General features: G+C 70.5%; 13 protein-coding genes. 9 read left to right on the top strand and 4 right to left on the bottom strand.

The window, feature by feature from the left end:
• Positions 1–149 precede the first annotated feature (149 nt).
• A complete protein-coding gene (locus Dfulv_RS37320) occupies positions 150–1166 on the top strand; it encodes a TerC family protein (protein ID WP_259858523.1) in 1017 nt (338 codons plus the stop codon).
• Between the two features lie 69 nt (positions 1167–1235).
• On the top strand, positions 1236–2243 hold the full coding sequence (locus tag Dfulv_RS37315) for a terpene synthase family protein (protein ID WP_259858522.1): 1008 nt from the start codon (positions 1236–1238) through the stop codon (positions 2241–2243).
• Between the two features lie 14 nt (positions 2244–2257).
• On the opposite strand, the gene typA is transcribed toward Dfulv_RS37315, so the two are convergent.
• A complete protein-coding gene (typA, locus tag Dfulv_RS37310; RefSeq protein WP_259858521.1) occupies positions 2258–4123 on the bottom strand; it encodes a translational GTPase TypA in 1866 nt (621 codons plus the stop codon).
• A gap of 146 nt (positions 4124–4269) precedes the next feature.
• Here typA and Dfulv_RS37305 point away from each other — a divergent pair, with 146 nt between their 5' ends.
• Together Dfulv_RS37305 and Dfulv_RS37300 are read left to right on the top strand one after the other, a co-directional pair.
• On the top strand, positions 4270–5130 hold the full coding sequence (locus Dfulv_RS37305; protein WP_259858520.1) for a lytic transglycosylase domain-containing protein: 861 nt from the start codon (positions 4270–4272) through the stop codon (positions 5128–5130).
• A 755-nt stretch (positions 5131–5885) separates the two neighbouring features.
• The gene (locus Dfulv_RS37300; RefSeq protein ID WP_406567862.1) at positions 5886–7481 is read left to right on the top strand and encodes a CocE/NonD family hydrolase; all 1596 of its coding nucleotides are present in this window, start codon (positions 5886–5888) and stop codon (positions 7479–7481) included.
• Positions 7482–7485: 4 nt separating this feature from the next.
• Here the strand turns inward: Dfulv_RS37300 and Dfulv_RS37295 are convergent, their stop codons facing one another.
• Positions 7486–7815: a hypothetical protein gene (locus Dfulv_RS37295; protein WP_259858518.1), complete on the bottom strand. Its 330-nt coding sequence runs from the start codon at positions 7813–7815 to the stop codon at positions 7486–7488.
• Between the two features lie 51 nt (positions 7816–7866).
• Here Dfulv_RS37295 and Dfulv_RS37290 point away from each other — a divergent pair, with 51 nt between their 5' ends.
• The gene (locus Dfulv_RS37290; protein ID WP_259858516.1) at positions 7867–8421 is read left to right on the top strand and encodes a TIGR03086 family metal-binding protein; all 555 of its coding nucleotides are present in this window, start codon (positions 7867–7869) and stop codon (positions 8419–8421) included.
• Between the two features lie 47 nt (positions 8422–8468).
• Positions 8469–8645 carry a hypothetical protein gene (locus Dfulv_RS37285; RefSeq protein WP_259858515.1) on the top strand — a complete coding sequence of 59 codons (177 nt, stop codon included), beginning with the start codon at positions 8469–8471 and terminating at the stop codon, positions 8643–8645.
• A 30-nt stretch (positions 8646–8675) separates the two neighbouring features.
• Here the strand turns inward: Dfulv_RS37285 and Dfulv_RS37280 are convergent, their stop codons facing one another.
• Positions 8676–8912, bottom strand: coding sequence for a hypothetical protein (locus tag Dfulv_RS37280; RefSeq protein WP_259858514.1), 237 nt, complete (start codon positions 8910–8912; stop codon positions 8676–8678).
• Positions 8913–8996: 84 nt separating this feature from the next.
• On the opposite strand from Dfulv_RS37280, the gene Dfulv_RS37275 reads away from it, so the two are divergent.
• Positions 8997–9851 carry an MHYT domain-containing protein gene (locus Dfulv_RS37275; RefSeq protein WP_259858513.1) on the top strand — a complete coding sequence of 285 codons (855 nt, stop codon included), beginning with the start codon at positions 8997–8999 and terminating at the stop codon, positions 9849–9851.
• A gap of 7 nt (positions 9852–9858) precedes the next feature.
• On the opposite strand, the gene Dfulv_RS37270 is transcribed toward Dfulv_RS37275, so the two are convergent.
• Positions 9859–10971: a LolA family protein gene (locus Dfulv_RS37270; RefSeq protein WP_259858512.1), complete on the bottom strand. Its 1113-nt coding sequence runs from the start codon at positions 10969–10971 to the stop codon at positions 9859–9861.
• Between the two features lie 97 nt (positions 10972–11068).
• On the opposite strand from Dfulv_RS37270, the gene Dfulv_RS37265 reads away from it, so the two are divergent.
• Together Dfulv_RS37265 and Dfulv_RS37260 are read left to right on the top strand one after the other, a co-directional pair.
• Positions 11069–11725, top strand: a complete 657-nt coding sequence (locus Dfulv_RS37265) for a response regulator transcription factor (protein WP_259858511.1) — start codon at positions 11069–11071, stop codon at positions 11723–11725.
• Positions 11726–11993: 268 nt separating this feature from the next.
• Positions 11994–13337, top strand: coding sequence for a sensor histidine kinase (locus Dfulv_RS37260; RefSeq protein ID WP_259858510.1), 1344 nt, complete (start codon positions 11994–11996; stop codon positions 13335–13337).
• Positions 13338–13348 lie beyond the last annotated feature (11 nt).

Here is a 13348-nt window from a genome sequence, read left to right as displayed (position 1 = left end):
TGCATCCGCGGTAACGTGGCGGTCACCCGGCATCGTCGGTCACCCGGCGTTGGCGGGTGGCGGAAGAGACCTCCGGTGTCAACTACACATGCCCGCGCGTCCCCCAGGGACCGGCGCGGTCTGTGGTGTGCCTACCGGAGGATTCGCACGTGGACGTTGCCGGCTGGATCTGGACTGCGACACTCGTCGGTCTGGGCGTCATACTGATCTTCGATCTGATGATCGTCGCCCGCCGGCCTCATGAGCCGTCCGTCAAAGAGTCGACGATCTGGGTCACCGTTTACGTCGGGCTGGCCGTGCTGTTCGGGCTCTTCGTCCTGTCGCGGTGGGGCGGCACCTACGCAGGCGAGTTCTATGCGGGCTGGCTGACGGAGTACAGCCTCTCCGTCGACAACCTCTTCGTCTTCGTGATCATCCTGTCGCGGTTCAAGGTGCCCCGGCAGTACCAGCAAAAAGTGCTGCTCATCGGCATCGTGCTGGCGTTGGTGATGCGAGGGGGGTTCATCGCCGTCGGCGCCGCGGCCATCAGCCGCTTCTCCTGGGTCTTCTACATCTTCAGCGTTTTCCTCATCTACACCGCCGTCAAACTGGCCACGCAGGGCGAGAGCGACCAAGAGGACTTCAAGGAGAACGCGCTCATCCGGTGGTCCCGCCGCGTCCTGCCGATGACGGAGCGTTACCAGGAATCGCGCCTCACCAGCCGTGACGCGCGCGGTCGCCTGCGCATGACCCCGATGATCGTCGTGCTCATCGCGATCGGCACCACCGACCTGATTTTCGCGCTCGACTCGATCCCGGCGATCTTCGGGCTCACCTCGGCGCCGTACCTGGTCTTCACCGCGAACGTCTTCGCGCTGATGGGTCTGCGGCAGCTGTACTTCCTGATCGGCGGGCTGCTGGACCGTCTCGTCTACCTGTCGATCGGCCTCTCGGTGGTCCTCGGCTTCATCGGCGTGAAGCTGTTCCTGGAGGCGCTCGCCGACAACAGCCTCCCGTTCATCAACGGCGGCGAGCACGTCGAATGGGCCCCGCACATCGGAATCGGACTATCGCTCAGTGTGATCATCGGCACATTGGCGATCACAACCGCCGCATCGCTGGTCAAGTCGAAGCGTGACGCACGTGCAGCAACTGTTGAACCAGACAAAACAACTAATGCTTCCTAATCGCCCGAACAAGGTCGCGCCAAGCTCGATCAGGCGCGATTATGAGGTACCACAGCGGGCGGGTGATGCATGATGCACGAGATCACGCAGGCGGGCCACCTCACGGCCCCATCCGTGCTGTGCCCGTTCACGCCGCGGATCTCTCCGCACGTGGACGCGGTCCAGCGCTGGTCCATGCAGTGGGCCACTCGTCATGGGCTGCTCGAACGATCCGGCGCCCGCGCGGCCTTCGCGCGGGCCCGTTTCGCGAACCTCATGGCCCGCGCCCACCCGGACGCGGGCCAGGCCGATCTGCAGCTGGTCACCGCCTGGCTGATCAGCATCTTCGTGCTCGACGACCTGCTTGAGCGGGCTCTGGTCACCGATCCGGAGCCGACCCGGTCCGCCGTCGAGGAACTCGTGCGGCTGCTGCGCGAGCAGGCGCCGCCAGCGGCGGCGAGCCCGGTCCTGGGCGAGGTGCTCGGCCGGCCGCTCACCGGAGCGCTGGACGAGGTCTGGCACCGCACCGAGGAGCGGGTCAGCCCCGCCTGGCGGGAGCGGTTCGTCGGGCACGTCGCCGGATACCTGATCGGCACGCTGTGGGAGGCGGGCAACCGGGCCGAGGACCGGCCGCCGCGGCTCGAGGAGTATCGCCGGATGCGGTACCAGAGCGCCGCCACCGAGATGTTCTTCGACCTCATCGAGCCGATGCACGGCGTCGAGCTGCCCGCCGAGACGCTGGCCGATCCCATGTTCCGCGCCATGCGCCTGTCCGCCGGCACGATCATCGGGATCTTCAACGACCTGATCTCATGGCCGAAGGAAGCCGCGGTCGGCGACCACCACAACATCGTCTTCGCGTTTCAGCGTGAGCAGAAGCTGTCGCTGGAGGACGCCGTCTATGCGGCGGTCGCCGAGCACGACGAGCAGGTCGTCGAGTTCATGGCGGCGATGGAGCGGCTGGACAGCACGGATCCGGCGGTCAAGGTCTGCGTCGCCGACCTCGTCCACTGGATCCGTGGCAACCTCGACTGGTCGCTCGAGTCCGGCCGCTACATGCCGTCGGAGGTGCCGCCCCAACGGCGTGCAGGGGAGTAGCGTCCCGCGGCGGGCTACGCGTGAGCCCGCTTGCGGGCCACCCGCTCGCGGTCCTTCTGGTCCAGCATCACCTTGCGGATCCGGATCGCCTCCGGCGTGATCTCCACGCACTCGTCCTCGCGGCAGAACTCCAGGGCCTGCTCCAGCGAGAGCTTCCGCGGCGGGATCAGCTTTTCGGTCTCGTCGGCCGACGAGGACCGCATGTTGGTGAGCTTCTTCTCCTTGGTGATGTTGACGTCCATGTCGTCGGCGCGGGAGTTCTCGCCGACGATCATCCCCTCATACACCTCGGTGGTCGGCTCGATGAACATCGAACCCCGCTCCTGCAGGTTCATCATGGCGAACGGCGTCGCCACGCCCGCGCGGTCGGCGACGAGCGAGCCGGTGGCGCGGGTGCGCAGCTCGCCATACCACGGCTCGTAGGACTCGAACACGTGGTGCAGGATGCCGGTGCCGCGGGTGTCGGTGAGGAACTCGGTGCGGAAGCCGATCAGGCCGCGCGCCGGCACCAGCCACTCCATGCGGATCCAGCCGGTGCCGTGGTTGACCATCTGCTCCATGCGGCCCTTGCGGGTGGCCAGGAGCTGAGTGATCGCGCCGAGATACTCCTCCGGGGCGTCGATCGTCAGTCGCTCGGTCGGCTCGTGGACCTTCCCGTCGATCTCGCGGGTGACGACCTGCGGCTTGCCGACCGTCAGCTCATACCCCTCCCGGCGCATCTGCTCGACGAGGATGGCCAGCGCCAGCTCGCCACGCCCCTGGACCTCCCAGGCGTCGGGCCGCTCGGTCGGCAGCACGCGCAGGGACACGTTGCCGACGAGCTCCCGCTCGAGCCGGTCCTTCACGAGGCGGGCGGTGACCTTCGCGCCCTTGACCTTGCCGGCCAGGGGCGAGGTGTTGGTGCCGATCGTCATCGAGATCGCCGGCTCGTCGACGGTGATCCGGGGCAGCGGCACCGGCTGCTCGGCGTCGGTCAGCGTGTCACCGATCATGATCTCGGAGATGCCGGCGACGGCGATGATGTCGCCCGGCCCGGCCTCCTCGGCCGGCTTGCGCTCGAGCGCCTCGGTCATCAGCAGCTCGGAGATGCGCACGTTCTGGATCGAGCCGTCCTCGCGGCACCACGCGACCGTCTGGCCCTTGCGGATCGTGCCCTGGCGGACCCGGCACAGCGCGAGACGGCCGAGGAACGGCGAGGCGTCGAGGTTGGTGACGTGGGCCTGCAGGGGAGCGTTCTCGTCATACGCCGGGGCGGGGATCGTGTCCAGCAGCGTGCGGAACAGCGGCTGGAGGCTGTCGCTGTCGTCCGGCACCGTGCCGTCCTTCGGCTGCTGGAGGGAGGCGATGCCGTCACGCGCGCAGGCGTAGACGATCGGGAAGTCGATCTGCTCCTCGTCGGCGTCGAGGTCGAGGAACAGCTCATATGTCTCGTCGACGACCTCCTTGATGCGCGCGTCGGGCCGGTCGACCTTGTTGATCACCAGGATGATCGGCATGCGCGCCTTCAGCGCCTTGCGCAGCACGAACCGGGTCTGCGGCAGCGGCCCCTCGCTCGCGTCGACCAGCAGCACCACGCCGTCGACCATGGTGAGGCCGCGCTCGACCTCACCGCCGAAGTCGGCGTGGCCCGGCGTGTCGATGATGTTGATCGTGATCGGCGCGCTGCCGTCCTCCGGCACATACCGCACCGCGGTGTTCTTGGCGAGAATGGTGATGCCCTTCTCGCGCTCCAGGTCCATCGAGTCCATGACCCGGTCGACCTGCTCGGCGCGCGCGTGGAACGCGCCGGCCTGGCGCAGCATCGCGTCGACGAGCGTGGTCTTGCCATGGTCGACGTGGGCGATGATGGCCACGTTGCGAAGGTCTGAGCGGGTCTGCATGGCCCCCATTGTTCCAGGCGCCCTCGGCCGCTCGCCGGGCACTGTGCGTGCTGTGACGTTCGGCGCCCCTAATTGTCGACGGACGGTGACGGGGCAGCGCGGACAGCCATCGGACGGTTAGCCTTCCGGTCACGGGGGAGGTTTCCATGAGCTACTACGAGGGCGACGACACCGCCGAATATCCGCGCAGCCCGGTGAAGCGACGCATCGGCACCATCCTGCTGTTCTGCGGTCTGGCGGTGGTCCTCGTCGCCTGCGGCGTGATCGTCGGCCTGGCCAGAGGCGCGGACCGGGACGCCACGCCGGCCGCGGCCACGACGCCCTCCTCGGCGTCGGCCAGCCCTTCGGAGGAGCCGTCGTCACCGCCGCCCTCGTCCGAGCCGCCACCGCCGTCGCCGTCGCCTTCCGCCACGACGAAGTCCCCCGCAGCCAAGCGCACCGAGGTCCCGCCACCGCCGGTGAAGACGACGAAGCCCGGCTGCCAGCCCACCTACAAGGGCAAGCAACTAGCGAAGTCAGAGGTGCGGCAATACCTCAACACCGCGTCGACGACGCAGTTCTGGGGCTCGAGAGCACCGGCCGCCGAGCAGGCCATCCGCGTGCCGGTCCGGCTGCTCTATGCGATCGCGGACCAGGAGAGCGGCTGGCAGTCCAACATCTACGCCTGCGACGGCGGCGTGGGCGTCATGCAGGTCATGCCGGACACCGAGACGTGGATGAACCAGCGCTTCGGCACCACATATGAGATCGACGTCCCGGCGGACAACGTGATGCTCGGCGGTCAGTATCTCGCCTGGCTCTTCTCGTACTACGGCAACCAGCTGAAGGCGTTCAAGGCGGACGGCACGTTCGACCTGTCCAACCCGGCGCTGCTCAACGGCGTCATCTCGGCGTACAACTGGGGCACGGTCGGCGTCGATCCGGCGAAGGGCAAGGCCGGCATCCCCAACGGCCAATACGTCGACAACGTCAAGGCCCTGATGACGTCCTGCTGCGCCAACTACTGATCCACACGTCGCGCCGGCTCGGCCCACGTGCCCGCCGGGCTGTGCGGTGCGTCGGCGTCGGGCAGGCCGCGTCCGGGTCGGCAGCGTCGGCAGCGCGAAGCTGCGCTGTGGTCGCGAGCTGGACCGCAGTTGCCGGCGGGGTGGTTGGGCGTGGCGTCCGCCTGTGCGATCTCGTCGGCTGGGTGCCGGTCGCCTGCCCGGGCTGATTCGGCTTGGGCTGATTCGGCTTGGGCTGATTCGGCTTGGAGGGTCGCGGCGACCCTTTCACATTCGGCTTCTGAAGGTCCGTGCTGTGGGCGCCGTGGTTGGTTGACGGCGAGTCGTTGGTGGCCGTTGTTTGCGGTGGGCGTGATCTCGGATGGCTGTGGGCTTCGGTCTTCATGCCTGCGAAGGGTTGTGGTAGCTCCTGGTGCCATAACCCTTCATGATCACGAAGGGCCGGCGCATGATCCGGAAGACTTCGTGCCGATATACGGCGTCAACTCTTCCGGATCATGAACACCTGCACCGACCACCTACGCCAGGCCCAGCCGACCGGGGTCCGTGGGCGGCCCGGCGAGGCCCCGGCGGGCGCCGGGCAGCGCTGGACCCGTGGCTGGCCGCGTGTGCAGCCGAGCCTCGGGAGAGACGGGCGTCAGCAGCCCGGTATCGGCAGGGCGGACGCCGCCCCCCTGCAGCAGGTGGCCGGTGGCCACCGGGCGGGGGCTGGCCCGGCTTGGTGCGGGTCTCCGCGGTGCTTCATAGACTCGGGACACATGAGGCTTGATCCGGTTGGTCGCTTGCTCAAACTGCCGCCTGCGGTGACCGGCCGGGTGCGGGTCACGCGGGGGATTCCGGTCCGGATGCGCGACGGGGCCATTCTGCGCGCCGACCACTATGAGCCCCTGCTCGACGCCCAGCTTCCCACCGTGCTCGTCCGCACGCCCTACGGGCGTGGCGCTCCGGTCAGCGTGCTGTGCCGGGCCGTCGCCCAGCGGGGCTTCCACGTGCTGATCCAGTCGTGCCGCGGCACGGCGGACTCGGGCGGGACCTTCGAACCGCTGCTCCAGGAGCGTGAAGACGGGCTCGACACCCTCGACTGGCTGCGGTGCCAGCCATGGTACGACCGCCGCCTCCTCACGTATGGCCCGAGTTACGTCGGCTTCGTCCAATGGGCCCTCGCCGCGGAGGCCGGTGACGAGCTCAAGGCGATGGCCACCATTGTCACCGCCTCCGACTTCGGGCCGCCGACCTACGCGGGCGGCGCGTTCTCGCTCGACACCGTCCTGACCTGGTCGGCGCTGCTGGAGGCGCAGCGGGGGCCGCGCCTGGAGAACGCCGTCGAGCTGTTGCGCGGCCAGCCGCGGCTCCAGCGCGGCCTGGCCCGTGTGCCGCTCGCGGAGGCGGACCGGATCACCACCGGCGTCGAGATCGAGTTCTTCCAACGGTGGCTCGCCGAGGCCGACCCCGCCTCGTCCTACTGGACCGAGCGCGGCCACACCCACCGGCTGCCCAACGTCACCGCGCCCGTGCTCATGATCGGCGGCTGGTACGACATCTTCCTGCCCTGGCAGCTGTCGGACTACGCGGCGCTGCGCAAGGCGGGTCTCCAGCCGTACCTCACCATCGGCCCATGGCACCACGGCAGTGCGGGCCTCTTCCAGCACTCCGCCGCCGAGTCGGTCGCCTGGTTCCGGGCGCACACCGGCGGACCCGAGCAGATCCGGGAGCGTCCGGTGCGCGTCCACGTCGGCGGGGCCGACGGTTGGCACGAGCTCGCCGACTGGCCGCCGCCGAACGGTCAGGGGCGGCAGTGGTACCTCCGCGCCGGCGCCCAGCTGGCCACGGAACCGGGACAGGACGGTGAGGTGCTCGACGCCTTCACCTACGACCCCCGGGATCCGACGCCGGCGCTCGGCGGGCCGCGCCTCGTCGGCAAGATCTCCGGCCGGCGGGACAACCGGCCGGTGGAGTCGCGCGCCGACGTCCTGACGTTCACGTCGGCGCCGTTGACCGAGCCGCTCGACGTGGTCGGCCCGGTCGCCGCCGACATCACCGTGCGCGCGAGCTCACCGCACTTCGACGTCTTCGTCCGGCTGTGCGAGGTCGACGACCAGGGCCGGTCCTGGAACATCTGCGACGGCCTGGCCCGCGTGAACGACCCGGCCGGGCCGGTGCGAGTGGAGCTCTGGCCGACGGCCTACCGGTTCGCGGCCGGTCGCCGGATCCGCGTGCAGGTCAGCGGGGGTGCCCATCCCAGGTTTTCCCGGAACCCGGGCACCGGCGCCCCGCTGGGCCACGAACTGGAGCTGCGCGCCGTCCGCCAGGAGATCCTGTCGCCGTCGTCGATCACCCTGCCGCTGCCCGAGTAGGGAGTCAGTCCTGGAACGTCGACGGGCCGATGTCGGTGTACTGCCCCTCGTCCGCGTCCCACTCGAACTGCCGGCCCTCCGAGCCCTCGCTGACGATCCGGCCGAAGGCCGGGTACCGCTCGACGAGCCACTCCAGGTCGGGCATCAGCAGCTCTCCGGCGTCGGCGAGCTGCTCGTCGGTCTCGTCACCCACAAGCAGGTTCCACCCGCTGGCCCGCCGCCCGTCCGGCGCGGGAGGGAGCGTGGCGTCCTCCGGGTCGTGGTACACGTAGCCAGGGGTCAGTGACTCGTCCTGCACCAGACGCCGCGAGGCGAACGCGATCAGGTAACCCATGCCGTCCAGTATGGCGCCCGCCCGAGCGCCGCTGTCCTGAGGAGGTCCCGCATGACCAGTCCGGCGGAGGAGCACCGCACGGTGGCCGGTCGCTTCACCGAACTGGTGCGCGGCGCGGCCCCGGACGCGTGGGACCGGCCGTCGCCGTGTCCGGGCTGGGCGGCCCGTGACGTGGTCCGTCACCTGGTCGAGTGGCTTTCCGGGTTCCTGCGGTCCGGCGCGGGCGTCGAGCTGCCGGAGGGCCCGTCGCCCGACGACGACCCGGTCGGCGCCTGGCAGGCCCACGCCGACGCGGTGCAGGCGCTGCTCGACGACCCGGCGACCGCGGGCCTGATGCTGAAGGACCGCAACGTGGGTGAGCTGCCGGTCCCGGCCGCGATCACGATGTTCTACACCTCGGACGTGTTCCTGCACACCTGGGACCTTGCCCGGGCCACCGGCCAGGACGAGCGCCTCGACCCGCAACGGTGCGCGGTGATGCTGGAGGGCATGCTGCCGATGGACGCCGTCCTGCGGGCGAGCGGCCACTACGGGCCGCGGGTCGAGGTGCCCGACGACGCGGACCCGCAGACCAGGCTGCTGGCCTTCAGCGGCCGCAGGCCCTGAGACACGGCGCCCTTGCGCGGGTGTTCGCGGCGGCGGACGATCGAAGCATGACCGAGTTCACCGATGCGGAGCTGGCGTTCCTGCGGCACGTGCGGTTCGGTGAGCTGCCGGCCCGGGTGCTGCCCGAGGATCGGGTCGAGCTCGAGGAGACCGACCCGAAGCGGGGCTGGCCGGATCTGGGTCCGAGCGAGGACCAGCAGGTGCTCCACCAAGCTGGGTCGTGACACTCGGCGCGGCCGCCGAGTTCGCCGGCGTCAGAGGCGGTGGCGGGAGCCGTCGGGGTCGGGGACCTGCTCCATGTCCGGCGGCAGCGTCGCCGCCTCCGGCGGCGTCTCGCCCGGAGCGGCCCAGCCGCCGTGCTCCTCGGCCTCCAGCTCCTCATCGACCTCGCGGGCCGAGCCGGCCGGCAGTTCCTCGCCGTTCGTGGCCCGGCCGGCCGCGCCGGACCGGATCGTCGAGTGGTGCTCGACGTACTCCTCGAACTCGCTCATGGTGGTCGCGTACCCGGGGTGGTCGAGGGCAAACGCACAACCTGTCCGGCCGGGCCGGGCCACGTCCTGGCTGAATCGGCGAGCGTGACCGCGGTTGAGCATTTCGCGTACGGCTGGATCACGCCGGTGCTGGCCCTCGTCATGGCCTTCCTCGGCTGCCTGCCCGGCATCTGCCTCGCCATCCGCTCGCGGGCGTCCTCCGGCGGCAGCCGGGCCCGCTGGCTGACGCTCTCCGCGGTCGCTGTCGGCGGCTCCGGGACCTGGGTGCCGCACTTCATGGCCCTGCTCGGCGCCGACGTGCCGGGGACCGTCGTCCGGTACGACCGCACCGTCGTCCTGCTCGGCCTCGGCATCGCGGTGGTCGCGCACTGCCTCGGGTTGTACATCGTCGGCTTCGGCCACCCCAGCGGATGGAAGATCGTGCCCGCCGGCGTCCTCACCGGGCTCGGGCTGACCGCCGTCCACTGCACCGGACCGCTCGCGATGCGGATCGCCGGCATCATCCGGTACGACCCGGGCACCCTCCTCGCGGGTGCCGTCGCCTCGATCGTCGCCGCCACGGTGACGCTGTGGTGCGTGAGCGTGATCCGCGGGAACGCGGCGATGCTGTGTGCCGCCGCCATCATGGCCGTCGGCGTCTGCGGCACCCACTACACGGTGATGGCGGCGGTACGGGCCGAGGTGGCCCCCGTCGCCGGCGAGGTCCCCGGCGTGAACCTGTTCACCCTGCTGACGCCGGTGTGCGTGCTGGCCTGCCTGCTGTTCAGCGCCCTCGCGTACAGCACGGTCGGCTTCTCCGTGCGTCAGGACACCGCCGGCGAGGAGGCGCTGCTGCGCCAGGCCCGGGACATGTACTCGGTCGCCACGCTCGCCCGGGCCGCGGTCAACCGGAAAGTGGAACGGGACCGTGGCGCCGCCACGGTCCCGTTCCGGAACTGAGCCGGTCCTACTTCAGCGCCGCCGCCGGGTCCGCGGCCACCTGCGAGAGCCGCTCCGGGGTCACCGCGCCGACCAGCACCCGGCCGTCGTCGGTGATCAGCACGCTGAACAGCTTGCTGTTGAACGTCCGGCCGCCGTTGCCCTGCGGCAGCTGGTTGATGACGTCCTGGGCCTTCTGCGCGTCGGCGGGGTCGGCGCCGTTGCCGTCGGACGAGCGCATCACGAAGACGGAGGTCCAGCCCGTGCCGACCACGGTGCTCTTCGGCTCCTTACCGGTGACCTCGGGGTGCTGCTGTTCCGCCGCCTTCGGGTCCTTGGCGGAGTCCTGCTCCTCGATCTTGACACCGGCGGGCGGGTTGAACGCGAACTGCCCGTCGTCCGGCCGGGTGAAGCTCACCTGCGTGAACGCCACCTCGAAGGCCGGGTTGGCCTGGCCCCGGGCGAGGACCTGGACGCGCAGCGGCAGCTTCTCCTGTGCGTCGATCGCCAGGCGGACCTCGCTGACCAGCGACGCGGTGTCGCGCGGCCGGAGGATCAGCTCGTAGGCGTTGCGACCGGCGATGCGGGCCGAGTTGCCGATCGAGACCTGCGTCGTCGGGTCGATCGCCTTGAGTGCCAGGTCGGCGGCCTCCTGCGGCGACTTCGGGACGTCGCTCGGGATGCCGGCCGGGCCCTTCTCGTCCGCGTCGGACGGGGAGCCCTTGAAGTGCCGTGCGGTGTTGGTCTTGCTGCTCCACAACCACGTGTCGGTGCCGTTGTGGATGATGTCACTCTGGCCCTGTGTGCCCAGCAGTGAGATGCGGGCCTTGTCAGGGCCGGAGTACCACACGCGCAGGGTGTGCTTGCCGGAGACCAGCGACGTGAGCTCGGCGCTCTGTTCGCCGGTCAGGGACGGAATCGCCGGAAGACCGAGGTCGGCGCGCTCGACCACGGTGCCGGACAGTCCGTCGAGACGGGCGGTCTGCAGGTCGACCAGCAGTTGCGCAGCGGTGCGCGGCGGCAGGTCGGGCTCGGCGGCGACGGCGAGGGTCTTCGCGGCCACGCCCGCTCCGACCACAGCGACCGCAACAGCCGCGGGCACCGCCCACCGAAGGACGGGTCGTGACGTGAAGTTGGACATTGGTACACCTCCTGCCGACCATGTTGCTCGGGGTCGGCTGTGACATCGCTGAGACCGTCTGTGCCGTTCCACAGGACAGCGTGCCACGCTGGTCCCCGTGCGGTTGCTCGTGGTGGAGGATGAAGTACGCATGGCGCACGCGCTGCAGCGCGGTCTCCAGGCGGAAGGATTCGCCGTCGACGTGGCCGGCGACGGCCCGACCGGGCTGGAACTGGCCAGGCACGGCGGTTATGACGCGGTGATTCTGGACATCATGCTGCCCGGTTTGTCCGGGTATCGGGTGGTCCAGGCGCTACGTGCGGAGAAGAACTGGGTGCCGGTGCTCATGCTGTCGGCCAAGGACGGCGAGTACGACCAGGCGGACGGCCTCGACTGCGGCGCCGACGACTACCTGACCAAGCCGTTCTCCTATGTGGTGCTCGTCGCCCGGCTGCGCGCCCTGCTGCGCCGCGGCGCGCCCGAGCGGCCCAGTGTGCTGACCGTCGGCGAGCTGGCGCTGGACCCGGCGCGGCGCCGCGTGACCAGCGCGGGCGCCGAGATCGTGCTCACCGCCCGGGAGTATGCGCTGCTGGAGTACCTCATGCGCCGTCCCGGCCAGGTCGTGTCGAAGACCGAGCTGCTCGACCACGTGTGGGACGCCAGCATCGACACCGCGCCGAACGCGGTTGAGGTGTACGTCGGCTACCTGCGCCGCAAGCTCGGCCGTGACGCCCTGGAAACCGTCCGGGGCGCCGGCTACCGGCTGCGGGCATGAGCGGTCCGGAGCGGAGCGGAGGGGCCGCTCATCATGGGCTCAGGGTGGAGCTCAGGCGGCCGGAGCGCAGCGGAGGGCGCATGAGCGGTCCGGAGCGGAGCGGAGGGGCCGCTCATCATGGGCTCAGGGTGGAGCTCAGGCGGCCGGAGCGCAGCGGAGGGCGCATGAGCGGTCCGGAGCGGAGCGGAGGGGCCGCTCATCATGGGCTCAGGGTGGAGCTCAGGCGGCCGGAGCGCAGCGGAGGACGCATGAGCGGTCCGGGGGCGGCATGAAGTGGTGGTCGCAGCTGTCGCTGCGCGGTCGTCTCGTCCTGCTGGGGACCAGCGGGCTCATCGTCGGGCTGGCGATCGCCGGCGTGGCGATGGCGACCGCCATGACGTACAGCTTCCGGGGGACCCTCGATCGCTCCGCCGACAGCACCGCGACCGAGATCTCCAACCTGCTGGTGGAGGGCGGCAAGGTCCCCGAGCCGCTGCCCGCCCCGGCCGGGCAGGTCGTGCAGGTGCTCGACGCCCAGCACCGGGTCGTCGCCGGTGACCGGAACGCGGACCGGCTCGTGCCGCTGCTGCACGCCGACGAGCTGATCGTCGCGATGGACGGCACCCGGGTCACGGTGCCCGGCGACCGCGCCCTGCAGCCGGACCAGCTGCGCGTCACCGCGCGGAAGGTGTCCGACGACCGGATCGTCCTGGTGGCGGTACCGCTGGGTGACTACCAGCGCAGCCAGGTCCTGCTGCGCACCTCGCTGTGGGTCACGTATCCGGTGCTCGTCGTGGTGCTCGTCGCCATCGCCTGGCGGGTCGTGGGCGCCGCGCTGTCCCCGGTCGACCGGCTGCGGTCCGGCGCCGAGCGGATCACCGGCGCGGCGACCGACGAGCGGCTGCCCGTACCGCCGTCGAGTGACGAGATCCAGCGCCTCGCGGTGACGCTCAACCACATGCTCGACCGGCTGGCGCAGTCCCGCGCCCGGCAGCGGTCGTTCATCGCCGACGCGGCCCACGAACTGCGCAGCCCGCTCGCGAGCATGCGGATCCAGGTGGAGGTGGCGCAGAAGCTCGGCGACTGGGCCACGGCCGGCGACGACCTGCTCGTCGACCTCGACCGCCTGCAGCGCCTGGTCGACGACCTGCTGCTGCTCGCGCGGGCCGACGCGTCCGACGGCCGCGTGGGCGCCCGGGAGCCCGTCGAGCTGCCGACGCTGCTGTCGAACATCGCACGGAAGTACGACACCGTCACCGTGGAGCCGGGGGAGTCCCTGTGGGTCGAGGCCGACCCGGACGAGCTGCACCGCATCGTGCTCAACCTGGTCGACAACGGGGTCCGGCACGCCCGATCCAAGGTCGTCCTGTCCGCCGTCGCCGAGGGTGACCATGTCCTTGTCACTGTCACGGACGACGGTGCGGGCATCCCGGCCGCCCTGCGGGAGCGGGTGTTCGACCGGTTCGCCCGGCTCGACGACGGGCGCGCCCGTGACGCGGGCGGCACCGGCCTCGGCCTGGCCATCGTGCGTGAGCTGGTGCGCCGCCACAACGGCACCGTGAAGCTGGCCGAGGGCCGCCCGGGCATCCGCGCCGAGGTGCGGCTGCCGCGACTTGTTGACAGTGTCATGTGACAGTGTCATAG

It is taken from the genome of Dactylosporangium fulvum (assembly GCF_025137375.1).
Lineage (GTDB): Bacteria > Actinomycetota > Actinomycetes > Mycobacteriales > Micromonosporaceae > Dactylosporangium > Dactylosporangium fulvum.
The sequence above is the reverse complement of the archived record's forward strand: the minus strand, read 5'-3'. Positions and strand labels throughout refer to the sequence as shown.

Coding starts and splice junctions, on each gene's coding strand:
- Dfulv_RS37300 (WP_406567862.1), top strand. CDS start 5,886: ATGAGGCTTGATCCGGTTGGTCGCTTGCTCAAACTGCCGCCTGCGGTG.
- Dfulv_RS37295 (WP_259858518.1), bottom strand. CDS start 7,815: ATGGGTTACCTGATCGCGTTCGCCTCGCGGCGTCTGGTGCAGGACGAG.
- Dfulv_RS37305 (WP_259858520.1), top strand. CDS start 4,270: ATGAGCTACTACGAGGGCGACGACACCGCCGAATATCCGCGCAGCCCG.
- Dfulv_RS37285 (WP_259858515.1), top strand. CDS start 8,469: ATGACCGAGTTCACCGATGCGGAGCTGGCGTTCCTGCGGCACGTGCGG.
- Dfulv_RS37290 (WP_259858516.1), top strand. CDS start 7,867: ATGACCAGTCCGGCGGAGGAGCACCGCACGGTGGCCGGTCGCTTCACC.
- Dfulv_RS37280 (WP_259858514.1), bottom strand. CDS start 8,912: ATGAGCGAGTTCGAGGAGTACGTCGAGCACCACTCGACGATCCGGTCC.
- Dfulv_RS37315 (WP_259858522.1), top strand. CDS start 1,236: ATGATGCACGAGATCACGCAGGCGGGCCACCTCACGGCCCCATCCGTG.
- typA (WP_259858521.1), bottom strand. CDS start 4,123: ATGCAGACCCGCTCAGACCTTCGCAACGTGGCCATCATCGCCCACGTC.
- Dfulv_RS37260 (WP_259858510.1), top strand. CDS start 11,994: ATGAAGTGGTGGTCGCAGCTGTCGCTGCGCGGTCGTCTCGTCCTGCTG.
- Dfulv_RS37270 (WP_259858512.1), bottom strand. CDS start 10,971: ATGTCCAACTTCACGTCACGACCCGTCCTTCGGTGGGCGGTGCCCGCG.